At 39.1% G+C, this 22,852-nt stretch carries 28 protein-coding genes; 14 read left to right on the plus strand and 14 right to left on the minus strand.

Translation table 11 applies throughout. The features are described from left to right. Nucleotides 1-8 precede the first annotated feature (8 nt). The 3 genes from ACLKML_RS00240 to ACLKML_RS00250 all read right to left on the minus strand — a co-directional run bounded on the left by ACLKML_RS00240 (nucleotide 9) and on the right by ACLKML_RS00250 (nucleotide 2,477). A complete protein-coding gene (locus ACLKML_RS00240) occupies nucleotides 9-500 on the minus strand; it encodes a DUF4381 domain-containing protein (RefSeq protein ID WP_413283094.1) in 492 nt (163 codons plus the stop codon). After that, complete coding sequence (locus tag ACLKML_RS00245; RefSeq protein WP_413283095.1) at nucleotides 497-1,444, minus strand: DUF58 domain-containing protein; 948 nt, start codon at nucleotides 1,442-1,444, stop codon at nucleotides 497-499. The genes ACLKML_RS00240 and ACLKML_RS00245 overlap by 4 nt, the downstream gene beginning before the upstream one ends. 76 nt (nucleotides 1,445-1,520) lie before the next feature. Next, entirely contained in the window at nucleotides 1,521-2,477 is a 957-nt protein-coding gene (locus ACLKML_RS00250) for an AAA family ATPase (RefSeq protein WP_413283096.1), read from the minus strand. 275 nt (nucleotides 2,478-2,752) lie between these two features. On the opposite strand from ACLKML_RS00250, the gene ACLKML_RS00255 reads away from it, so the two are divergent. Together ACLKML_RS00255 and ACLKML_RS00260 are read left to right on the plus strand one after the other, a co-directional pair. Continuing rightward, nucleotides 2,753-2,950, plus strand: a complete 198-nt coding sequence (locus ACLKML_RS00255; protein WP_413283097.1) for a restriction endonuclease subunit S — start codon at nucleotides 2,753-2,755, stop codon at nucleotides 2,948-2,950. 112 nt (nucleotides 2,951-3,062) lie between these two features. Next, a complete protein-coding gene (locus tag ACLKML_RS00260) occupies nucleotides 3,063-3,344 on the plus strand; it encodes a pyrimidine/purine nucleoside phosphorylase (RefSeq protein WP_413283098.1) in 282 nt (93 codons plus the stop codon). Between the two features lie 141 nt (nucleotides 3,345-3,485). Here the strand turns inward: ACLKML_RS00260 and ACLKML_RS00265 are convergent, their stop codons facing one another. Then, on the minus strand, nucleotides 3,486-3,908 hold the full coding sequence (locus ACLKML_RS00265; protein WP_413283099.1) for an organic hydroperoxide resistance protein: 423 nt from the start codon (nucleotides 3,906-3,908) through the stop codon (nucleotides 3,486-3,488). A 110-nt stretch (nucleotides 3,909-4,018) separates the two neighbouring features. Here ACLKML_RS00265 and ACLKML_RS00270 point away from each other — a divergent pair, with 110 nt between their 5' ends. The 5 genes from ACLKML_RS00270 (at nucleotide 4,019) to aroG (ending at nucleotide 7,956) form a co-directional block, all read left to right on the plus strand. After that, the gene (locus ACLKML_RS00270) at nucleotides 4,019-4,471 is read left to right on the plus strand and encodes a MarR family winged helix-turn-helix transcriptional regulator (RefSeq protein ID WP_413283100.1); all 453 of its coding nucleotides are present in this window, start codon (nucleotides 4,019-4,021) and stop codon (nucleotides 4,469-4,471) included. A 74-nt stretch (nucleotides 4,472-4,545) separates the two neighbouring features. Continuing rightward, nucleotides 4,546-5,160 (plus strand): fumarylacetoacetate hydrolase family protein, encoded by a 615-nt coding sequence (locus ACLKML_RS00275; protein WP_413283101.1) that lies wholly within the window; start codon nucleotides 4,546-4,548, stop codon nucleotides 5,158-5,160. A gap of 147 nt (nucleotides 5,161-5,307) precedes the next feature. Further along, nucleotides 5,308-5,652: an XRE family transcriptional regulator gene (locus ACLKML_RS00280; RefSeq protein ID WP_413283102.1), complete on the plus strand. Its 345-nt coding sequence runs from the start codon at nucleotides 5,308-5,310 to the stop codon at nucleotides 5,650-5,652. Between the two features lie 93 nt (nucleotides 5,653-5,745). Further along, the gene (locus ACLKML_RS00285) at nucleotides 5,746-6,624 is read left to right on the plus strand and encodes a multidrug transporter (protein WP_413283103.1); all 879 of its coding nucleotides are present in this window, start codon (nucleotides 5,746-5,748) and stop codon (nucleotides 6,622-6,624) included. A 276-nt stretch (nucleotides 6,625-6,900) separates the two neighbouring features. Continuing rightward, nucleotides 6,901-7,956, plus strand: coding sequence for a 3-deoxy-7-phosphoheptulonate synthase AroG (gene aroG / locus ACLKML_RS00290; protein WP_413283104.1), 1,056 nt, complete (start codon nucleotides 6,901-6,903; stop codon nucleotides 7,954-7,956). Between the two features lie 89 nt (nucleotides 7,957-8,045). On the opposite strand, the gene ACLKML_RS00295 is transcribed toward aroG, so the two are convergent. The 3 genes from ACLKML_RS00295 to ACLKML_RS00305 form a co-directional block, all read right to left on the minus strand. After that, nucleotides 8,046-9,056, minus strand: coding sequence for a Gfo/Idh/MocA family protein (locus tag ACLKML_RS00295; RefSeq protein ID WP_413283105.1), 1,011 nt, complete (start codon nucleotides 9,054-9,056; stop codon nucleotides 8,046-8,048). Between the two features lie 144 nt (nucleotides 9,057-9,200). Next, nucleotides 9,201-10,325 carry a mechanosensitive ion channel family protein gene (locus ACLKML_RS00300; protein ID WP_413283106.1) on the minus strand — a complete coding sequence of 375 codons (1,125 nt, stop codon included), beginning with the start codon at nucleotides 10,323-10,325 and terminating at the stop codon, nucleotides 9,201-9,203. A gap of 154 nt (nucleotides 10,326-10,479) precedes the next feature. Next, nucleotides 10,480-11,070 carry a GNAT family N-acetyltransferase gene (locus ACLKML_RS00305; protein WP_413283107.1) on the minus strand — a complete coding sequence of 197 codons (591 nt, stop codon included), beginning with the start codon at nucleotides 11,068-11,070 and terminating at the stop codon, nucleotides 10,480-10,482. 173 nt (nucleotides 11,071-11,243) lie between these two features. Between ACLKML_RS00305 and ACLKML_RS00310 the strand changes: the two genes are divergently transcribed. Then, the gene (locus tag ACLKML_RS00310; protein WP_413283108.1) at nucleotides 11,244-11,612 is read left to right on the plus strand and encodes a hypothetical protein; all 369 of its coding nucleotides are present in this window, start codon (nucleotides 11,244-11,246) and stop codon (nucleotides 11,610-11,612) included. Between the two features lie 258 nt (nucleotides 11,613-11,870). Then, a complete protein-coding gene (locus tag ACLKML_RS00315; protein WP_413283109.1) occupies nucleotides 11,871-12,470 on the plus strand; it encodes a thiol:disulfide interchange protein DsbA/DsbL in 600 nt (199 codons plus the stop codon). A gap of 148 nt (nucleotides 12,471-12,618) precedes the next feature. Here ACLKML_RS00315 and ACLKML_RS00320 read toward each other — a convergent pair whose 3' ends face one another. Further along, complete coding sequence (locus tag ACLKML_RS00320; RefSeq protein WP_413283110.1) at nucleotides 12,619-13,539, minus strand: LysR family transcriptional regulator; 921 nt, start codon at nucleotides 13,537-13,539, stop codon at nucleotides 12,619-12,621. Between the two features lie 133 nt (nucleotides 13,540-13,672). On the opposite strand from ACLKML_RS00320, the gene ACLKML_RS00325 reads away from it, so the two are divergent. Continuing rightward, on the plus strand, nucleotides 13,673-14,365 hold the full coding sequence (locus tag ACLKML_RS00325; protein ID WP_413283111.1) for a type 1 glutamine amidotransferase domain-containing protein: 693 nt from the start codon (nucleotides 13,673-13,675) through the stop codon (nucleotides 14,363-14,365). A 34-nt stretch (nucleotides 14,366-14,399) separates the two neighbouring features. After that, nucleotides 14,400-15,557 carry an iron-containing alcohol dehydrogenase gene (locus ACLKML_RS00330; protein WP_413283112.1) on the plus strand — a complete coding sequence of 386 codons (1,158 nt, stop codon included), beginning with the start codon at nucleotides 14,400-14,402 and terminating at the stop codon, nucleotides 15,555-15,557. A 364-nt stretch (nucleotides 15,558-15,921) separates the two neighbouring features. Here the strand turns inward: ACLKML_RS00330 and ACLKML_RS00335 are convergent, their stop codons facing one another. Beyond that, a complete protein-coding gene (locus tag ACLKML_RS00335; RefSeq protein ID WP_413283113.1) occupies nucleotides 15,922-16,161 on the minus strand; it encodes an RNA recognition motif domain-containing protein in 240 nt (79 codons plus the stop codon). A 189-nt stretch (nucleotides 16,162-16,350) separates the two neighbouring features. Here ACLKML_RS00335 and ACLKML_RS00340 point away from each other — a divergent pair, with 189 nt between their 5' ends. From ACLKML_RS00340 to ACLKML_RS00350, 3 genes are all read left to right on the plus strand, one after another. After that, a complete protein-coding gene (locus tag ACLKML_RS00340; RefSeq protein WP_413283703.1) occupies nucleotides 16,351-16,890 on the plus strand; it encodes a GNAT family N-acetyltransferase in 540 nt (179 codons plus the stop codon). Nucleotides 16,891-17,090: 200 nt separating this feature from the next. Beyond that, complete coding sequence (locus ACLKML_RS00345) at nucleotides 17,091-18,281, plus strand: MFS transporter (protein ID WP_413283114.1); 1,191 nt, start codon at nucleotides 17,091-17,093, stop codon at nucleotides 18,279-18,281. Next, on the plus strand, nucleotides 18,272-18,844 hold the full coding sequence (locus ACLKML_RS00350; protein ID WP_413283115.1) for an NUDIX hydrolase: 573 nt from the start codon (nucleotides 18,272-18,274) through the stop codon (nucleotides 18,842-18,844). The genes ACLKML_RS00345 and ACLKML_RS00350 overlap by 10 nt, the downstream gene beginning before the upstream one ends. A gap of 28 nt (nucleotides 18,845-18,872) precedes the next feature. Here ACLKML_RS00350 and ACLKML_RS00355 read toward each other — a convergent pair whose 3' ends face one another. The 5 genes from ACLKML_RS00355 to ACLKML_RS00375 form a co-directional block, all read right to left on the minus strand. Further along, on the minus strand, nucleotides 18,873-19,334 hold the full coding sequence (locus tag ACLKML_RS00355) for a YHS domain-containing (seleno)protein (protein WP_413283116.1): 462 nt from the start codon (nucleotides 19,332-19,334) through the stop codon (nucleotides 18,873-18,875). A gap of 91 nt (nucleotides 19,335-19,425) precedes the next feature. Then, on the minus strand, nucleotides 19,426-20,220 hold the full coding sequence (locus tag ACLKML_RS00360; RefSeq protein ID WP_413283117.1) for an NRDE family protein: 795 nt from the start codon (nucleotides 20,218-20,220) through the stop codon (nucleotides 19,426-19,428). Nucleotides 20,221-20,284: 64 nt separating this feature from the next. After that, the gene (locus tag ACLKML_RS00365) at nucleotides 20,285-20,812 is read right to left on the minus strand and encodes a DinB family protein (protein WP_413283118.1); all 528 of its coding nucleotides are present in this window, start codon (nucleotides 20,810-20,812) and stop codon (nucleotides 20,285-20,287) included. Between the two features lie 31 nt (nucleotides 20,813-20,843). Then, nucleotides 20,844-21,920 (minus strand): D-alanine--D-alanine ligase, encoded by a 1,077-nt coding sequence (locus ACLKML_RS00370; protein WP_413283704.1) that lies wholly within the window; start codon nucleotides 21,918-21,920, stop codon nucleotides 20,844-20,846. Between the two features lie 107 nt (nucleotides 21,921-22,027). Then, a complete protein-coding gene (locus ACLKML_RS00375) occupies nucleotides 22,028-22,624 on the minus strand; it encodes a DedA family protein (RefSeq protein ID WP_413283119.1) in 597 nt (198 codons plus the stop codon). Nucleotides 22,625-22,852 lie beyond the last annotated feature (228 nt).

The raw sequence follows: 22,852 nt of genomic DNA on the forward strand, positions 1-22,852 counted from the left end.
TCATAATGTTACTCGCGGCCTCCTTTTTTTGGCGGTAGTGCGGTGATTAACCATGTTTCACACTGTGAAACCAATTTTTCCGTGTCGGTGTTTGCCGACTTCTGATAAAGAGATACTAACCATTCTTGTTCATTGTCAGAAAAAATCGGGTTAGCGACTTGCGAGTCAAGAAATGACAACCACTCCTGACCAGAAAGATTAGCCACTCGATTTCTTGGGTAATAACTGAGAACCGCTTGGCGAACGATTTCCATCGCACCAGAAGGCGTAATACTTTGCTTTTCTAATTGCAGTAGCGCGAGAGCCGCTTTTTTCGCTCTAAGCCTACGTTTACGCCACTTGAACAAAAAGATAATGACCAATAACGTAACAATAATGCCAGTCAAAAGTGTCCACCAGCCCCACTGTAATGGCCAGAAATCTGGTGTTGGTGGTAAATGAATGGCTTCTAATGAAAGTCCAAGGTCGGTGGTTGAATTACTAGCGGTATTATCCGTCATTTTGTCGTTCCGGTAATTTGAGAGACAAGAGGTTGAGCACAAGATATCGAATAATACGGTATAGCAAGTGAGTTACACAAGGAGGTAAGTTTATTCTGCTCTGATTTAAATGCATTTTTTAGCTGTTGGCGGTTATTTTTGGTTGCAAAATTTAACCACAAAGATTGCTGGCCGTTAGTGACTTTTTCTACTCCACGATAATGCGTTTGACCAAGTTCTAACGGATCATAAAATTGAACTAAACTCACTCTGTTGTGTTGACGTAGGCGTGACAAACGTATTTTGTCATGCGTATGATTTAGTCGGGTAAAATCACTACAGATAATAATGTCACTTCCTTTTGGGCACAGTCTATGTAAAGCAGTGAGACCGTCTGATAACGGTTTTTCCTCACCAATATCATCAGTGAGGGCTTGATTGTGCATCTGAGTAAGTTGATTAAATAGTTGCAGTGGTCCCTTGTTACGCGATGTCGGTTTTATATCAAATAACTCTGTTCCTGAATCTAAAATTGCGCCGACGCGATCTTTTTTATCTATAGCTAACCAGCTAATCAAACTAGCCATATGAGCCATTTGCACTGATTTGAGCATCATTTGTGAACCGAAGCGCATCGACTTGCAAAAATCTAAGTACAGCATCACGGGCTGTTCTCTTTCTTCTGTAAATAACTTGGTGTGTGTTTTTCCGGTTCGCGCCGTAACTCGCCAATCTATTGATCGAATGTCGTCTCCCGCTTGATATTGTCTGACTTCAGAGAAATTCATACCGCGCCCTTTTTGAGCACTGATATGTTGACCATTAAGCTGTGACCATAAGCTTTTGGCAGGAGGAAGCCAGCGCACAGTTTGGCTTTTATAATGCAGTAACTCACTCAGTGATAGCGTTACTCCATTCGCTCCTTCAGGCAGTTCAGATGTAAATGTTTTCTCTTTTACAAACACCGGTTACTCACTCATTCGTTCTTGTCGAATTACGTTAACGTATATTCATTTTTTTATTGGCTAGTATTCACATTCGCTAAGCACTGGCTACCATAGAAAGCAAATGTTGTATCACTTGGTTTGGGTGAATACCTTGAGCTTGAGCCGAATAGCTTAACAGTAATCTATGCCTCAAGGTGGGGAAGGCCATTTTTTGTACATCTTCTGGTGTGACGTAATCTCTACCTTGTAACCAAGCACGTGCACGAGCGCATCTATCTAAGGCAATCGTGGCTCTTGGGCTTACGCCCATTTCTAACCACTCTGTTAGTTGTTGACTATAATTTTCCGGATGACGTGTCGCCACAATCAACCGCACAATATATTGTTCAATTGTGTCAGCCATATGCACTGACATGACCTCTTTTCTTGCTTGAAAAATATCTTGTTGGCTAACTAACGCTTTTTCAATCTGATTAGTTCCTAATACTTCGCCTCGGTTGAGCCGAAGTATTTCTAGTTCGCTTTCAGCATCTGGATATTTAACATCCAAATGAATTAAAAACCTGTCAAGTTGCGCTTCTGGTAACGGGTATGTCCCTTCTTGCTCAATAGGGTTTTGAGTCGCCATAACCAAAAATAATTGCGGTAAAGGGTAGGTCTTTCTACCTGCTGAAATTTGTTTTTCTGCCATCGCTTCAAGCATTGCAGCTTGGACCTTGGCTGGCGCTCTATTTATTTCATCCGCTAATACTAATGAATTAAATATCGGTCCGGGTTGAAAAGTAAACTCACCGGTTTCAGGTCTAAAAATATCGGTACCAGTTAAATCTGCCGGAAGTAAATCAGGGGTAAATTGAATACGATGAAAATCCCCTTCAATGCAATCAGATAGTTTTTGAACGGCTCGGGTTTTAGCGATACCCGGAGGTCCTTCAACTAAAATATGACCATCAGCCAACAGTGCAATCAAAAGTTGTTGCACAAGTTCTGATTGGCCAATAACTTGAGACTCTAGATATTGCTGTAATTTTTGAAATGTTTCTGAATACATTGACGACATATCTCCTACTTTGTTTATGCTTTGTCGCTATAAATTCGAATAAGTTCCCGTTGCAAGGTTTAATTGCTCAATAAACCAGCAGTAACCGCGTCAACCTCTAAGCTCAATATGCGGTTAACTGATTCAAACACAAGTGGTGAATTGCAAAAATAATATTACCAGGATGAGTTTTTCTAGAATCAGCCACCGGAAATAGGTAGACTTCTTGTCATTAGATTACTATCGATAAATTAATTATTAATACATTACCATCAAGTGGAATAGCAATGAGCGATTTTGAAAAAGAACTGGAAAATATGGCGTTAGAAGTGGCGGATGAAGAAGAAGTGAAACTTCCTTCACTTGAAGAACAAAAAGCCGTAGTCGATGAACTGAAAAAGCTTGAAGCAGAAGGGAAATTAACCCCTGAGGTATTAGAACATTTTTTTGGGCAATTTAAAGATTCGGATAAACCGATTCACTAAGTTGATTTGCTCAAAGCCAATCAACTTAGCGCTATTAATGTAAAGTAAACGGGCGAGTAACGTAAAGCAAACAAGCGAGAAAACAGATTTATTCAATTAACGAGGAGGTAATATGATTAAGGAAAATACGTATTTTGATGGCGGCGTTAAATCGTTAGGTTTTACGCAAAATGATGGCGATAGCAGTGTTGGTGTTATGGCGGTTGGTGAGTATACTTTCGGTACGGGTGCGCCAGAGAAAATGACGGTTATCAAAGGCGCGCTAACAATAAAAAGAGTGGATGATAGCGAGTGGCTGACTTTTGTCGCTGGACAAGCTTTTGATGTTATCGGCGATTCATCTTTTGATGTAAAAGTCGAGCAAGAAACCGCTTATCTTTGTGAGTACCTCTAGCTTCTAATTACGTTACCTAAAAACACGTTCTAGATTGAATAAATAAGCCTGAAATATCAGGCTTATTTATCACTGCTTTTCTTAATCCTTAGGTCAGAAAATAGATAGGCTGACAGGGTGATTAAGTGGTACTTGAAAGGCTTAGATAGCTTCGTCATTAACCGTAACACTTACATCAATATTGTTACGAGTTGCGTTTGAATACGGGCATACTTTATGTGCCATGCGTACAACTTCTAGTGCGTTTTGTTGAGGTAAATCCAGTGTTACTGCCAAGCTTACGGTTAAAGCAAACCCACCTTCTGCATTGGGTCCAATGCCTACTTCTGCAGTAACAGGCGCTTGATCAATGTTAATTTTGGCTTCGCGGGCAACATGTAAAATCGCGTTTGAGAAACAAGCTGAATAACCTGCGGCAAATAATTGTTCTGGGTTAGTTGCGGTGCCAGAACCGCCCATTTCTTTAGGGTAACTTAAGTTTACTTCTAGTAAGCCGTCGTCAGTTGCCACTTTACCATTTCGGCCGGCTAATGCGGTTGCTCGAGTTTTATATAATGTTGTCATGATAATTTCCTTACTAAATAAATTGTGCACAATTAAGTTGTGGTAAAGTATAAATCGAATTTATGCACGATTGCAAGTATATTGCGCACAATATTTATTTGGAGGATGTTATGACATCATGCAATACCGTTCAAACTGATCGCCTACTTGAGTTGGATAATCAGGTCTGTTTTCCTTTATATAGCGCAGCGAATGCGATAGTACGAGCTTATCGACCTTTGTTAACTGAAATTGATCTTACTTATTCGCAATATCTTGTGATGATGGTTCTATGGCAAACCAATGGGATAAATGTGAAAGAATTAGGCGCCAGGTTATATCTTGATTCTGGAACATTAACGCCGTTATTAAAACGATTAGAAGGTAAAGGGTTAGTCAGCAGGACAAGAGGACTAGAAGATGAAAGAGTGAGAATGCTGACGTTAACCAAACAAGGCACTGAGCTAAAAAATCAGGCGCTGGCTGTCCCTAATGGTATGATGTGTAAACTTAATATGGATGTAGAAGAGCTAATCGAGTTGAAACGATTGTGTGAAAAGTTGCTAGCAAAACTGTCAACGTAATTCATACTTGCTTGCCACTAGCCTATATTTAGGTAATTTAGCGGTTGTGCCAACATTATAAAAAGGATTTTAAAATGAATACCGTGGTACTAGGTAACAAAAAAGTGAAACCAAGCAAGATACTCTGTGTTGGTAGAAACTATATTGACCATATTAACGAGTTAAATAATGCGATACCTGATGAGATGGTGGTGTTTAATAAACCTAATTCGTCTATTTCTAAGCATCTTTCATCCTTTCATCAAGAGCCGTTGCACTATGAAGCTGAAATTTGCTTTTTAGTTAAACGCAAGAAACTAGCGGCAATCGGTTTTGGATTAGATCTGACAAAAAGAGAGTTGCAAAGCCGGTTAAAAAGCAAAGGTTTACCATGGGAACGAGCCAAAGCCTTTGATGGTTCGGTGGTTCTTAGTCGCTTTGTGCCTTTAGATGGAGTGGATATTAACGACCTTAGTATCGAGCTGTTTATAAATGGTGTGCGAATTCAAAGTGGTCACGTTGGCCAAATGTTATATTCTCCAAGAATGATCTTATCTGAACTCAGCAGTTACACTACATTGAAGAATAATGACATTGTGATGACCGGAACTCCGGCCGGAGTGGGCGTAGTGTATCAAGGCGATTTATTTACTGGGCGGATTAAATGTGCAGGTCAAACCGTGGTAGAAGCAGAATGGTTGGCTGAATAAGCTGAATAAGCTGAATAAGTAGAATAGGTTGATTAGTCGCTATTTTTTATAAAAAATGGCTTTTAGAGTAAAATTTCACTTAAATTTGACACGTTTGATATATCAATAGGCATAGTCATTTGCGTTGAATACATACGAGGAATGAATGTGAAATTTACTGAACAAGATAGGGCTGAACTTAACCAAGTTTGGATGTCAAAAAAAGCTACGATGAGATTGATGCAAATGGAAGTCGTAAAACGGCTTGGATTGAATCAAAAAGAATTCTCAGAACTGTTACGTGGTGATGCCCCTTTGACAATGAATTTTATCAATCAATTTTGCCAAATCTTACATATTGAACCTAAAGATGCGATATCTTCTTTACGACGAGCAGGGCATGCCCCCCAACAAGCTTACTTGAAGACAAAAGTGACGGTGGATGGTGAAATTCAGCGAGCTTATATTGAAGGCAATGAAGTAGTAGTGGAATATATCCACCAATTAGAATAATTTTCTATTTAGCTATCATTCTGCTTTAACCTAATGACTTAATTAGCCTTATGCCTTAACATGGGCAGACTATTTTATTGGGTAATTACCACCGTGACTTGGATATTATTAACGTTACTCGCTGCGTTTAGTCAATCGTGGCGCAACGCTTTTCAAAGTAAGCTTAGTGCCGATTTTAACGTTTTAGGTGTAACGCTAGCACGATTTTTGTGGGCAAGCCCGCTTGCTTTACTTTACCTTATTGCAATTTATTGGTGGCAACCAGCCGTCGACCTACCAAGTTTCAGTGGATCGTCCTATTTCTTTATCGTGGCAGCTTCGGTTATGCAAATTGTCGCTACTGCGTTAATGGTGGTTCTTTTTAAACAGAAAAATTTTGCTATTGGCGCCGGCTTAGCAAAAAGTGAAGCACCTGTTGCAGCATTGCTTGGGGTCACTTTTTTTGGCACCTCAATTACTTTAATTGGCTGGGTAGGGGTTGCGATTGGAGCGTTTGCCGTGCTGATGTTAAGTTGTCCACAAGGTTTCCGTAGCATATCTTTAAAGACGGCCTTGCTTGGCCTTGCTTGCAGTACTAGTTTTGCTTTGACCTCACTGTGGGTTAGAGAAGCCAGCTTGAGTCTTTCGTTACCTTTTCCGCATCGAGCCGCGTGGGTTCTTTTCTTAGTTATCTCGTTACAAACCGTTATGTTGTCTAGCTACTTGTATGTAAAAGATCGAGTAACTTTAATAAGAATGTTTGCTAAACCTAAATTGGTAATAGCGACGAGCATAGCCAGTGTTATTGGGTCATTTGGTTGGTTTAGTGCAATGTCATTGCAAGCGGTACCTTATGTGAAAACCTTGGGACAAGTAGAGGTTTTCTTTACCATGTTAATCTCATTTTTTTGGTTAAAAGAAAGTGTAAAACGCAAGGATATCGTCGCGCTTGTGATGGTAGCCATTGCCGCTATTTTGGTTATGTGGCACTAGCGTTGATTTAACTTGAACTATTAACATTGAGCTGAAGTTATCGATTATAAAGGCGATACGCGAAGGCAACTGTGCAGTTTTGGCCGAAAAATACGTTGTTTTTTCGTCCTCAAAAGGATGTAAAATTTAATTTACATCTCGTGTAAAGTGTAAATTATAGTCTGATATTGAAATTTGTTTTAAAAAGTGCTTGAAGTTATCTTTTTTAGCCGATAAGTTACCGCTTAGAGAATGAGATAAGCCTTATTATAAGAAAACATAGGACGAGTAGTAGCAATGCATCAAACTGACGACGTAAGAATTAATAAAGTAAAAGAATTACTTCCCCCTGTAGCTGTACTAGAAAAATTCCCAGCGACTGAAACAGCCGCTTCGACAACCTATAAAGCTCGCAAAGCGATATCCAATATATTACATGATAAAGATGACCGCTTGTTGGTGGTGATTGGTCCGTGTTCGATTCATGATACGGAAGCCGCAGTAGAGTACGCGAAAAAACTGAAAGTACTGCGCGATGAACTTGGTGATCGCCTAGAAATTGTCATGCGTGTGTATTTCGAAAAACCACGTACCACGGTGGGTTGGAAAGGTCTGATTAACGACCCTTATTTGAATGATACCTATAAGTTGAATGATGGCGTAAGAATTGCGCGTAAGCTTCTTTTAGATCTGACTGATATGGGTATTCCAACTGCGAGTGAGTTTTTAGATATGATCACTCCGCAATATATTGCCGACCTTATCAGTTGGGGAGCGATTGGAGCAAGAACGACAGAATCTCAAGTTCACCGTGAGTTATCATCCGGTCTTTCATGTCCTGTTGGTTTTAAAAACGGAACAGACGGTAATATTAAGATTGCTACGGATGCTATTCGCAGCGCAGAAGCATCGCATCATTTCTTATCAGTAACCAAATATGGCCATTCTGCAATTGTAGAAACGGCAGGGAACCCTGATTGTCATATTATCTTGCGTGGCGGTAAAGAGCCAAACTATAGTGCGGAACATGTTTCGGCTATAAAGTCTCAATTAGAAGTGTCTAAGTTGCCACAAAAAGTGATGATTGATTTTAGTCACGCGAATAGTTCTAAACAGTTCCAACGTCAGATGGTGGTTGCGGAAGATATTGCCCAGCAAATGGCTAATGGCGAAGAGGCTATTTTTGGTGTAATGATTGAATCTCATTTGGTAGAAGGTCGACAAGATTTGGTTGATGGAAAAGCGGCTTGTTATGGTCAATCTATCACGGATGCTTGTATTGGTTGGGATGACACCGAAGCGGTGTTACGTCAATTAGCGGATGCAGTAGAAGCGCGTCGAAAAGCCAAATAAGCAAAACGTTATTTATGGTTTAAATTAACACTCTAAATCAAAGGGCGAATATGCCCTTTGATTTTTGCGTTTATTCACATGTATTTTATTCACTCACAAATAGCGGATAAATCTCTTTCTACAAACGGGAATACAATCCCTGCTTCATGTAAAATTTGATCCATTATTTGCATATTTGCAATGGTAACTTCTGGCGTCATATTGGTAGAAAATAATTGTTCATTTTTGAGGCACCGATGAACTTCTTCAACTTGATATTCAAAACCACTAGCGCGATGAGGTTTGTCGCATACTAATACTTCGCCAACGTTGGTCTTCAATGTTGCTTTTTTTGCATCCCAAAAATTACCCGCAACAATAATGGTCCCTTTTTCGCCTACAATATGAAACTCATTATCTAAACAACTTAAAAAGGTGCAGGTGAATTGACTCGTGACCTCGCCATAATCCATGGTAACACTACAGCGTTCATCTACCCCTGTTTCTCCAATTAAAACAGCAGATTGAATATTATCAGGCTGCCTACCCAACACAAATTCAGACAAGGCAATATTGTAGATGCCGGTATCTAATAAAGCCCCGCCCGCTAGGTTTAGATCAAATAACCGATCGGTTGAATCTTTGGTTGGTTGAAAGCCAAAACTGGAGCGTAATAATTGAATATCACCAATTAAACCTTCATTTAACCACTGCTTCACCTGAATCCAACATGGTAAAAATCGACTCCAAACCGCCTCCATAAGAAAGACTTGTTGCGTTCTGGCTAACTCAAATAGTTCTATGCTTTGTTGTGCAGTAACCGTTAAAGGTTTTTCACAAAGCACCGCTTTTCCAGCCATTAAGCACTGTTTAACAGTTTCATGGTGATAACGATGCGGATTGGCAATATAGATGACATCAATATCTGGATGCTGAATTAACTCTTCATAGCTATCCATAACACAATCTATATCGTATTGTTGAGCGAAGCTCTCAGCTCGCTCGGTGTTTCTGCTTGCGACGGCAAACAAGTTTCCATCTTCAATAGCTGAAAAACTTTGCGCAAAACGATGCGCTATTCTTCCTGGAGCGATAATACCCCAGTTAATTCTCTTTTCCATATTAGGTTCGTGTCCAATGTGACTGAAGCTATCTCACTTATAATCAAGCTCATTTTTCAACAAACACATATTTTGCAATAACAGCATAATGTTATTTGAGCGCTGCTTCAAACAATGGCAATCTAATAATTTTAATGCGTATTGTTATTGTCCAACAGTCGACAACGGAAAGCCATTGGGTGGCGTAGACTGCTCCACTTTCAATGTTTGAGTTGGGAAGGCGACATCGGCATCGTGTTTATGAATAATCTCCATAACTTTTAATAACACGTCTTGTTTTACTTCATGAAAACGCACCCAGTTAACCGTTTTGGTAAAAGAGTATAAGAAAAAATCTAACGAGGATGGGCCAAAAGAATTAAAGTTTACAATTAGGGTTTGGGACATATCCAGATCGGGATGATTCTGAAGCATTATTTTGACATCTTTAATAATGTCGTCGACTTTGTGTGCGTCTTGATATCTAAGCCCGATCGTTTCGTAGATACGTCGGTTTAACATGCGGGATGGGTTTTCTACCACGATATTGCTGAATATAGAATTGGGGACATATAATGGTCTTTTGTCGAAGGTTCGAATGATGGTCATTCTCCAGCCGATTCGCTCTACAGTTCCTTCTATTTCCCTGTCTGGTGAACGTATCCAATCGCCCACTTTAAATGGGCGATCAAAGTAAATCATCATGCCACCAAAAAAGTTAGACAATAAATCCTTAGCGGCCAAACCAACGATTAAACCACCGACCCCACCAAATGTTAGCAAGCCAGAAAGGCTTAAGCCCAACGTCTGCATTATTGACAAGGTACCCATAACAATGAAAAGCAGTCGGGCAACTTTTGCAATGGCTTGAACAGTGGTTTCGTCGCGGTTTTTTTGTTGTAGGACGTGTTCTTCTACGTTGTGGATTAATCTAAGTACGATCCAAATAAAAATCGATATAATCAATAGCGTCTTTAATGTTGCCAACCAATCGAGCGAGTGAGTGATATAGTTTTCCATGACTAAACCAATAGACACCGTTGCAGGCCAAGACCACAACAAGACACTAATTGGTGTTTTTAAAGCATGGATGAGGACGTTATCCCAATGAACTTTGGTTTTACTCGCAATGGCTTCAAGTCGAGCATAAATTACCCGCCAAGCAAGCCAAGCAATAAAGCTAACACAGGTGATAAGTAGGACGTCGGTTCCCCAATTTATATTGGATTGGGATAAATAGGTAGGCAGTTGAGATAAATAGGTTTTTAGCTGAGAAAATAGTGATTCCATGTGACGACCGTTTCTTTTATCTGTGTATGGAAAACCTAACAGGTTTTATGATCTTTCTCTATAAAAAATAAATATTTAAACGATAGTTGAATACATTCTAGTCCAAAGATCCATAACTGCCTTGGCTTAGGTTGATTCAAATAAAGAGTGCTGGTTACTGCAAATGGGCAGAACGTAATTTCATGTATAAATATTCATCACCCCAACCAGCTTGAACAGATGAATTTGCTTGTAGATCGGCGACTCGTTTAAATCCTGATTTTTCTAATAGTCGATAGGATGCGATATTTTTCTTATCTACAAAAGCGACGATTTTCTGTTTATTTAGGGTTAAAAACAGATAATCCAGTAACGCGGAAATTGCTTCAAATGCGACACCTGTTCTCTGATTTTCAGCAGCAATGGTGTAACCGATTTCCATTTTTTCATGGTCGACAAAATGCAGCGCCAGGTCACCAACCAACTGGTGTGATTTACGATCTTCAATTGCAAGTTGGTACCAACTGCCTATTTGGCCAAAAGATGAATAGTCCATTTTATCAAATAGATCCAAGGCATCTTGGAAGGTGTAGTTTGACCAGCTTTGGTAACGAGCGACATCTTTATCGGCTCTATATGTTGTAAAGGCGTTCAGATCCGAATACTGAAAAAAACGAATGAAAAATCGGCAAGTTTGCAATAAATGTTGATTAACAGAATCTATATGAGTTGGTAATGCATTTGTTGTCTTCGTATCATTGTGCATAAATCGTCCAATGAGCTAACGGTTGGTTGTGGTGGTTAACACCAGATTTGCACAACAAACATAGATTTTCAATGCTAAGGAAAATAGTTGGCCATTGTACACTGTAAAATGATTATGTATTATGACAGCAACTTTTTGTTTTCAGTATTAATATGTATTATCGAACTCAATCCATGCTAGTTATTTGCACTTTGCTTACTTCATTATTAATGATGAGCTTCAGTGTGAGCGCTAATGTGGTTTTAGTGTTTAGTGATTATAATATATGTCCTATTGATGCAGAAATGAATCACGGTATTTATTCTAAATCGATTGACGCCGCAAACCATGCTGATGTGAGTATGGTTTCCGCTTCATTAGACATCAAAACCAAACCAGCTTCGCATAGTTGTGGTTCTGCAATGTGCACCTTGTATCCTCCGTCAGCTGTCGTGCATAGTTCAATTGTTTTACCTGCTTATTCTCTAGCCCCTATTGAAGATGAGTTGAATATTAAAACGAATTATTTTTCTCAATCTTTGTATAAACCTCCCATTGCTTGATTTGTCACTAAATATAAATGGTCAGTAAATATTAATAGTCAGTAAATATTAATAGTTAGTAAATGCAATTTCTTGGTAAATGGACATTGCTAGTGAGCAAACATCGTTAGTAAATAAACATCGTTAGTAAACGAAAGCGCTAGTTAACGCATAGTCAATTTTTACTAAGAGAGTTTATTTTCGTTGTCTGTATGTAAGCAGCAACGATATATACAAAAATAAATGAAATCGATTGACGATTTTAGGAGCAAAAGAAAAATGAAAAAATTATTATTGTTAGTATCAAGTGTTTTATTGAGCGTAATGGCTCACGCAGCGCAATTCAATGAAGGGCAACATTACACAGTATTGGACGCAAAAAAATCTTCTACGCCGGTTGTTACCGAGTTTTTCTCGTTTTTCTGTCCGCACTGTTATGGATTCGAACCAGTTATCGCTGGTTTAAAAGATCAGTTACCAAGTAATGTTCCTGTTCAGAAAGTACATGTATCATTTATGGGCAGTAACATGGCAGTACCAATGGCGAAAGCATACGCTACCATGGTGGCATTAAAGGTTGATGATAAACTTGTAATGCCAATGTTTAAGCAGATCCATGACTTCAAAAATACGCCTAAAAATGAGCAAGAACTGCGTCAAGTTTTCGTAGATAACGGCGTTTCAGGCGAGAAATTTGATGCTGCGTTTAATGGCTTTGCGGTCGATTCTATGCAGAAACGATTCGATAAGCAGTTTGCTGCTACTGGATTACGCGGCGTACCTGGTGTAGTAGTTAATAACAAATATATTGTTCAGTCTGGTGATATTAAAACCGTTGACGAATATTATGACCTGGTAAATTACTTACTAACTCTTTAAGTAATCCGTTGAAGCGTGCTTGTTTAATGGCAAACTAGTTTTAACGGTAATCTAGTCGTAACGGTAAGTTAGTATTAACAGCAATACCGATATCAAAGAGCCCATATTTATGGGCTCTTTGTATTTCATGTTGAGACAATCACCATATTTATAAAATACTGTTCCTTTCAATTGAATCCATATTGGTAAAATAACTCTTCAAAAAATCCAGCAAAACGCGCAGTTTTTTGGATTTAGACGCGCCAGGTGGAAACACACCAAAAACGTTAATCGGTGCGAGTTGGTAATCTTCTAATATCACTTCGAGACGACCTTGTTTTATTTTTGGCGCAACATCATACAATGGTATTTTTCCTAAGCCATGTCCTCCTTCAACAAATGCAGTACGCGCCGCCGCATTGTTGGTAGAAATTCCACCTTCTAACTTGACTCGATAAGAACGAGTTCCCTTGGATAATTCTAATGTTGAGGAGGTTTGCTTGTAGATTACCCATTTATGACCATCAAGCTCTACTGGCGTTTTGGGGCGTCCATATCGTTCAAAATACGCCGGAGATGCAACTAAGCAAGTAGGCAAGGTAGATAATTTTGTTGCTTGGAGTTGGGAGTCGGGTAACGGTGCGCCACGAATAGCCAGATCGATACCTTCCTGAATAATGTTGATGACATCGTCTGATAACATGACATCTAAATCAATTTTTGGAAAGCGCTCTTTAAATTCGTTCAGCGCAGGCACAATCAGTTGAAGGCCAACATTGACAGGGCACGTGATCTTTAATAATCCTTGCGGTTCGTTTTTGAAGTTATCCATTTTCTGCTGAGCTAAATTAGCTTGTTCAGTGATCACTCTGCAACTGTCGTAATACGCTTTGCCTGCTTCGGTAAGAGACAAACTTCGTGTAGATCGATTGATGAGTTTAACGCCTAAACTTCCTTCGAGTTTCTTTATATGGTAGCTCACAACGGTCCGAGAAAGACCGACTTGTCGGGCGGCAGCACTAAAGCTGCCTTGTTCAACGGTATGTGCAAATACCACCATGCTTTTAAGTTGCTCAATAGACAAATTCATCGATTGATGTACCTGATTGTTTTAAATTTTGAACCAATGTAGTTTATATTTGCCTCATTGTCTAAATAATCTATCGATATTATAGTGGGCTCAAGATCGTAAAGGTCATCATTCAAAGCAAAGGAGTCACATTATGGCTAACTTCTCAGGTAAGAAAATTCTTATGGTATTAACGTCTCATTCAGAATTAGGTAATACAGGCGAGAAAACCGGTTTTTGGGTAGAAGAGTTTGCTGCTCCTTATTATCTATTTATCGATGCAGGTATTGAGGTTACTCTCGCTTCACCAAATGGTGGACAGCCACCTATTGATCCAAAAAGTGAACTCGAAGATTTTCAAACAGCCGCGACTAAGCGATTTGATGCAGATAATGTTGCACAGACTCAACTTGGTCATACACTCATATTGAGTGATGTTGATTCTAATGATTATGATGCAGTGTTTTATCCTGGTGGACATGGTCCATTGTGGGACTTAGTCGACAATTCTGATTCTATTGGTTTGATAGAGTCCTTCCTATCTACACAAAAGCCTGTTGCTGCGGTATGTCACGCAGGAGCGGTATTGCTCAATATAAAAGATGCGCAAGGTAACTATGTTGTTCAGTCTAAAGCGGTAACAGGGTTCAGTAATTCAGAAGAAGATGCAGTACAATTAACGGATATTGTTCCTTTTCTATTAGAAGACGAACTGAAAAATCGTGGTGCAGATTATCAAAAAGTAAGTGATTGGAGCCCATTTGTCGTTCAAGATGGTTTGTTAGTCACCGGACAAAACCCGGCTAGCTCAGAGTCCACCGCGACAAAACTACTAGAAATGCTGTAAGCCAATCCAAATTCAACCAAAAAAAGAAGGTACTATGTTTAATTTTAGCTTTCAAAATCCGACGCAAATTCATTTCGGACCAGAGCAAATTCAAGCCATTACAACTGACATTCCTAAAGACGCTAAAGTACTGATGCTGTATGGCGGCGGGTCAATTAAATCAAATGGTGTTTATGATCAAGTTGTAGAAGCATTAAAAGATCATACTTTTTTTGAGTTTTCTGGCATTGAGCCAAACCCAAAATACGACACAGTTATGAAGGCCGTTAAAATGGTAAAAGAAAATGATGTTGATTTTCTTTTAGCTGTTGGTGGTGGTTCGGTTGTTGATGGCAGTAAATTTGTGGCAGCCGCGGCCCGTTTTGAGGGTGAAGACCCATGGGATATCGTTGCGAAAAGAGCGCCGGTCGACTCTGCTATTCCACTTGGTGTTGTGCTAACTTTACCAGCGACCGGATCGGAGAGTAATGGTGGTTCGGTTATCACTCGCGATGGTAACAAATTACCATTTATGAGCCCACTGGTTCGTCCTGTGTTTGCAGTATTAGATCCTAAGACAACCTTGTCACTTTCTGAAAGACAAGTGTCTAATGGGGTTATCGATGCATTTATTCACGTTATGGAACAGTATCTAACCTATAACGTTAACGCTAAGGTTCAAGATTACTTTGCTGAAAGTTTATTGCGCATCTTGATCGAAGAAGGGCCTAAAGCACTCGATGAAAAAACGCGTGAAGATCTAGAAGTAAGATCGAATATTATGTGGTCGGCGACCATGGCTTTAAATGGCTTAATTGGGTCGGGTGTACCGCAAGATTGGGCAACACATATGATTGGTCACGAGTTAACGGCGTCATATGAAATAGACCATGCAAGAACACTATCTATCGTTCTTCCTGCGGTAATGAAAGTTTGTCGTGAGAAAAAACAAGATAAATTATTACAGTACGCGAAAAATGTTTGGAGCATAACAGAAGGTTCAGACGAAGAAAAAGTTGATTTAGCGATCGCTAAAACAGAAGCGTTCTTCCAAGAAATGAAAGTACCTGTTCGTTTGTCTGAAGTTGATCTAAGTGAGTCTGATATTGATGGCCTTATTGTTAACCTTGAAAAACATGGCATGGTAAAATTAGGCGAACATGGTGATGTTACTATCGATGTCAGCCGTAAGATTTTACAAACGGCATTGTAATATAAACCGTATTGTAAAATACTAGCTTAAATTTAACTCCCGATGTGCTTTTCATTAATAAATGAACAGCCATCGGGATTTTTTATCTCTAGTATTTCATGTAGATAGAGTACACACTAGCATCAATATTTAATTTGGTTACTTGTAAAGGGAGAGAAACATTGAAATATCTTTGGCTGAAATTACTACTTACTGTTGCCGTGTTTGCAGGTTTATTTGCCATCGTCTATATAAAAGTATCCAGTGGTACGGTGTAATTTTAATAGAAAGACGGTTTGATTTTAACAAAAGTCTCAGGATGGCTTAATTGTTAGGTATTACTTTATAAGTAACGTTACTGAACGTAAGTTACTTATATACGGCTTTATTGATCGGCTGTTTTTACTCTAATTTTGTTATTCGCTACGGTTGTTTGATTCAACTTTGCGATAGCAGCTTTAGCTTCTGCGACTTCTGGCATTTCAACAAACGCGAATCCTTTAGAAAGCCCAGTTTCTTGGTCAAGGACTAAGTTACACTGTTTTACTGAGCCATATTCAGAAAATAGGGTGCGGATTTCTTGTTCAGTGGTTGAACGAGATAAGTTACGAACTAAAAGTTTCATAATGAACCTTTGTATATAATATAATGAACAATTGTCTCAGGTATTGTTGCAAGAACCAAGGGTTAATTATTTCCTTCTTTTAAAGCAGCGAAATTAACGCCAGTGAGCATATAATTTTACCAATAATTTAGTTTCGATACGACGAGCTACGTTAGCCTGTTTATCCGATGGATTTGGAGACCGAAAATGGTGTTTTTTAGTGAAATAGATCATGAGTTAAAACTGGCTTTGGTGCATAAATCATTTGCGCCACGATATGCTGAATTAGCTAGAGACAATTTTATTTATTTACAACAATGGCTGTCTTGGCCGCCACACTGCAAAAGCAAATACGATTTTGAAGAATTTATTCAACACTCACTACTCGATTATGCCAAAGGAAAGTCGATGGTGTGTGCTATTTTTTATCACGACCAATTAGTCGGTAATATTGGTTTTAATACAATTAATCACCAACTGGAAAAAGTTGAAATTGGTTATTGGTTAGCCGAGCCTTATCAAGGCAACGGTATTATTACACGTGCATGTCGAGCTTTAATTAAAATGGCATTTGAACAGTGGAATATGCAGAAAATTCAAATATCAGCCGCCACAGAAAATGCCGCTAGCCGTGCGGTGTGTCAACGTTTGGGCATGACACTTGAAGGCATTATTACTCGTAACGAAAACCTAGGTGGACGAGTTGTTGATCATGCAATTTATGCGTTACATCAACCAGATATAACATGATTTTTTACTTAAATGGTAATTAGTCGTGTATGAATACTGGCTGTTACTAATGTGCGTAAGCGCGCATTGGTAAATAATATCCATGCTCGACATTAACGAGCTATTAGCATAAATTAAGTGGCATTTCTGATCTGACAAGCCGTCATTTAATCATTAGATAATCGTTACAACTATTAAAATCTATCCGATAAGGACAATCAGTGGATACAACAACAGATAGTCGCCCTAGTTGGCAAACGCCTCAGAACTTTTTAATACTTATCTCTGTGGTTGTCACTATTGCTTTTTCAAGTTGGCAAGCTTTGCTAAATAATTTCGTTGTAGAGCGTGCAAATTTTGATGGATCAGATATAGGTTTGCTGCAAAGTGTTCGCGAGATCCCCGGGTTTTTGGCTTTTACCGCCGTATTTGTGCTGCTTTTTATACGCGAACAAAGGTTCATTATTATCGCTTTAGCGATGTGTGCGCTAGGCACTGCAATGACAGGTTTTTTTCCGTCGTTGGGCGGGCTATTGTTTACCACATTGGTTATGTCTATTGGTTTTCATTACTTTGAAACATTAAAACAATCACTTTCATTGCAATGGCTTAGTAAAGAAGAAGCGCCTGAAATGTTAGGTAAACTAATCTCGGTTGGTGCTTTTGCGTCGTTATTTACTTATGCAGCACTTTGGCTGGCATTAGAACAGTTAAAACTTGATTTTGTCTGGGTTTATCTTATCGCTGGTGGGGTCGCTTTTGCGATTACTATGGTATTAGCATTTACATTTCCTGCATTTCCTACACATACGCCCCAGAATAAAAAATTAGTATTGAGAAAAAGATATTGGCTGTACTACGCGCTTACCTTTATGAGTGGTGCACGACGTCAAATATTTACCGTTTTCGCTGGTTTCTTGATGGTTGAAAAGTTTGGTTACTCAGCGGCAGACATTACTCTGCTGTTTTTAATTAATTATCTTTTTAACTGGTTGTTTGCTCGGAAAATTGGCCGTTTAATCGGTCGTGTTGGTGAGCGTAAAGCGCTTACTTTTGAGTATATTGGATTAATTTTGGTGTTCATCAGTTACGCATTTGTTGAGTCACCTGAATGGGGCGCTGCCCTTTATGTTGTCGATCATCTGTTTTTTGCTTTGGCGTTAGCCATAAAAACCTATTTTCAAAAAATTGCAGACCCAGCCGATATGGCTTCAACCGCAGGCGTTGCGTTTACCATTAATCATATTGCTGCAGTGGTTATTCCAATCACTTTTGGTATGATTTGGCTTATCTCTCCGTCGGCCGTTTTCTTATTAGGTGCGATAATGGCGGCGATATCGCTGCTATTAGCTTTAAACGTGCCTCGTACTCCGGAAGAAGGAAATGAAGTGAGGATTTTAAGTTGGCGTTAATTTCTCAAAGTGAAAATGTAAATCCAAGTGATGCGGTTCATCAAAACACTCTAAAATTTTGTCCGCAATGTGGTTCAGAATCACTTGTAACAGAACAATTGCCAGCGGTGTTGTTTCGTTGTAGTCAGTGTTCATTTTCATTATTTCATAATGTTGCTGCTGCGGTAATGGTGGCGATAGTATGTAAAGATGAAATATTGATAGCAATTCGTGGACGAAACCCAGGTATAGGAATGTGGGACTTTCCCGGTGGATTTGTTGATCCAAATGAATCGTTACAGCAAGCGGTCGCAAGAGAGCTGTTAGAAGAACTCGATATTCATGTAACGTCGGCCAAATTGCTTGATTCGATACCCAATACTTACCCATACAAAGGCATCACTTATAAAACATGCGATTGTTTTTTCGTCGTGGAATTAGCCGAAAAACCATTAATCAATGCACAAGATGACGTGGCCGCAGTTGAATGGGTTAAAATAGAGGATGTGGATGTAAACCACTTTGCATTTGAATCAGCAAAAGTAGCGTATAATTGCTTGAAAAATTATACTAGCCAAAAGTGATCATTCATTTTGGCTAGTCGTCATTTAATCAGTCATTGATACTGAATAGCATTGGCCAGTGTTGATCGCCCAACTGAATGAAGTTGTCGCTATTTTCCAACCATTTATTTTTAATGTCTCGGTTGTAGTTCAGGTACAGTTTACCATCGATTATGCTCCAATTATTTGGGTCTCCTGGTGCAAAATCTTTCTTTTCTGCAACCGCCCACGCACAATAACCACCGTACTGCGGTGCATATTTGGTTGGGTCGGCTTTAAACTTATCTAAATTGGTTTGACTGATAAAATACCAATCTGCCCCCATGTATTCGAGCGTGTATTTTTGTTCGCCTTTCATCGCTCGATTATGAGTGAAGTAGGCTACTGTGTCATATCCGTCTACGGCTTTATTACTAAAAAAACCAGTGTAAATGGGTTCTTCCGCTACCGCAGAAAATGCAGAAAATATTCCACTCAATAGTATAAGAAATCCTGTGAACCATTTTTTCATTATCTTACCCTTTAAAAATCATTTATAACTAAATAATAAGACAGTATTTAAAGCGGAAAACTTTCAATTTATTTTGTCTTTTTTACTCGATTTAGGCCAGATTACTGACTGAATTATCTACTGATTTATCTCTCACTAAAAAGCGACTTGGACTTTCAAAACTAGCGCGACGTAACACCTTGTTTTGTTGGTAAGGTGCTGGTTTGCAAGGTGAACCATCTTGATAGTAAACAGTAGCCTGTTTCGGGTTTAAGACGACATGAGTAAAACTAACGGTATTCGCATCACTTCGGTGCATGCAAGGAGATAGGTGGCCTTTTTCGGGATAATGGCAATGATGAAAGGCTAATCTTGACTCGGTTGTCTCGATTTGGCCGTTAAATTGGTGAAAGACCTTCTCACGTGAAGCTTTCACATTTTCCGCGTCAACCGAACTAGAAATAAGCGGCGGTGAGGGTAGGGTACTAATAAGCATGTCCCCATCCCACTGAAGTGCTCGTACATGACCTTGTTTAGAGGTCAGTTTTGGATCAAATATAACAAAGGTAAAAGGGGCATATTGTTGTAAATTTAACTGGCTAAACTGATCCACTATGCTTTCGGCACACATAAATCCAGCAAAGTTTTTAATTAACTGCCCTCGACTAATTAAGTTGCCTTCAGGTAATTTCCCTTGATAAAAATTAAGAAGGCATAAGGTCAAACCATATTCATTAGTCGCAATCCAACTTCCTTGCCCTACAGGGTCAACAGGCATTAAATAGCGAGTACCATTTTCACTTGTAAATGACTTAGGCGGTTGAGCTTTAGGACGACCAATTTGTTCGTCTCTATTAAAAAAAACCTGATAACCGCTTTCATTTAATAACCATGATGCCGTACACATTAGGACTGTCCTTGTAACTGCGATTGTCCCTGTAAGGATACTGATAAGTGTAGCGATAAGAGCATTAAGCCTGTCCTCTTAAATAAGTTGCCGTTGCAGGGGCATAGCCTAATTGTTCATTGGTTTCAATACCACAGTGTTTAGTGATGACTTTAATGATAGCTAAATGATGAACAGTATGGCTGGCAACAAAAAGGAGTTCACGTCTTAATGACGATGGCACTTTACAGATTTTTTGTGTTTGTATGGTCGCTTCAGACAGCATAGTGACAGGGGTATCTAACTGTTGTGAACTCAGTGTTTCTAGCCAAGTTTTGACTTGCTGAAGTTCATCGGTTGCAACACTTAATTGTGATTCTACCGGTGCACCTCGACGTCTTAAGTCATAATCGATAATTCCTCGTTGAGCAAAGTGTGTTAGTGCGAAAAACATATCGAGAATATGTCTAAAGTGTTCGCCTATAGAGCTTTGCACGTAAGGTGTCGCTCTATATGTATAGCTGTGGTTATCGAGCAATTCACACAAGGTTATACTTTGTTCTATTGCTTCTAAGCTGCCCGCCACAGATGGGCACGTTGATTGGTTATTCATGTCTTGCACCTATTTAAACTTTTGGTCGATATTAATCGGTTGAAGGATACTGCTTGGTCAAATCACGTTCTTCTTTTAACGCTCTGAATAAGGTGCGTAATTTAGGAGTTTTATGTCCCGCTTTTTTTTGTAAAAAACCGATTTTGTATAGGGAACGATATTGAAACAGTAACGTCGAAAATATCTCTTTGAGCGAGGTTTTGCTGTCCCAAATATGTGTGGCTTCGCTACTTGCTCCGTTAATTTCGATAATCTGAAAATCCTCACCTGCCATCAAGCTGTCGATATTTTTGAATTTAATATCCAATCTTCCATAATGAAAACCGTCAAAATCATCAAAAATTTGGTCAAGTTGCTGAGTCAACTGCTTAGAAATATATTGATTACCGTTTTTAAATATACTTCCACGGCTGTGGCTGCCAGCAAAAGCTAATCTAAATTCGAGTCCTTTAGGGACAACCCAATCTAATTTGTGTTGATGCCTTTGCTTATAAATATGCGAAAGTTGTCCAGCTCTAGGATCATTATAGATAAGTTGTTCAAGTGTTTGTTGACCATCGCCTTCAACATATGGAGCATATTTCAGAGTGATTGAAAATACTTGTCCTTGGCTTTCACCCGGGTATCGCATATAAAAAACACCAACTTCGGCGTCATAATCGGATTTTTTTTGTAAGAGATAATCCGCAGAAACTGGAAATTTTTCAATATAGTCAATGAGTTGCTTCTCATTGTGAATTAATCTTACACCTGCCCCACGGCATCCTTTATCGGGTTTAGCCACTACAGGAAACTCTAGATTTTGATATTCCATCGCTTCTAATGCATCTTTGAGTTGAATAGCCATTGATTGGTTATTTTTTCTTAGAGTACAAAAAGGCAGTATCCACTGTTTGGCATTTTTACCCGCTAGATTGAGAATGTCTTTCTTTGATTCTCCAACCATGCCACTTAGTAAAATCGATGGATTGGCTATTAATGGCAAACCGATATCGCGATATTTGATACTGTGCCACAGGCTTTGTACAACCACAGGTGCATAAAAAAACCAAGTAGGCCAAAATTCATAGCGTGAAATTTCTGGGCCTGATTTGTCCATTTCTGGCATTCCCAATCTAACTTGAATGGATTGTTTATCTGTTGGTGCCTTTGTTAGGTAATGGACATTATTTCTTTCTGTGTTCTGACTAGATGCAGCAGATTGATTAACGAAACTCAAAGCGATATTCCTTTTTGATGAATATTGATTTTTTTAACAGAACTACGATTAAGCCACCACAAACCAGCAATGGCGCAGGGGGCAAGAATCCATTTCCATTGGCTATCAACCAACCAAGCGATAGAGCCAAGCTGATAGATACAAATGAATATTAATGTTGTCCAGCAAGCAGTAGCGAGAAGCACGGCTGCCATAAATTGGTAAAATTTAATGCGGAATAAACCGCTTAATGTAAAGCCAATGGTTCTTAATCCTGGGATAAAGCGGATTAAGGCAATGTTCCATAATGGCTGGTATTTGAGTCGAGTACGAACCATGCGCATACGACTATTTTTAAGTAAGCGGAATCGCAATGCTCGCCAGTTAGCGGCTAGCCGTCCTATGCCATATAAACCAGCATCGCCAGTGGCAATTCCAATGAAAATAGCGGCGAGTGCAAGCGAGGGAGAGATGGCGTGATCTGCTGCTAATAAAGCAGCGCTAACGATAGCTAAATCTTCTAATAAATAAGAAAGCAAAATAATGGATAGAAATATTTCAGCAACGCCTAAGTTTGCTGATAGTTCCATGCTTTGTATTAGCCAATCGATCATTGGATTCCTTTACTATTTATTCACTAACTCTTTACAAGACCTTTTCCACCACAGATTAATTTCAGATGAGAAAAATAATTTTTCCCACCTTTGAGTGAGACGGTTGTGTAACTGGTACTTGTTGCTTGGTATAAATAGCGTTTAAATAGTAACTAATAGTTGTGTTCATTGGATAAATCCATACACTTCTGCTATCTAAAATGAATTTTGAAAAGTAATCCTTTCTCT

It is taken from the genome of Vibrio sp. MA40-2 (assembly GCF_047302445.1).
In the GTDB taxonomy this organism is placed as follows: Bacteria; Pseudomonadota; Gammaproteobacteria; order Enterobacterales; family Vibrionaceae; genus Vibrio.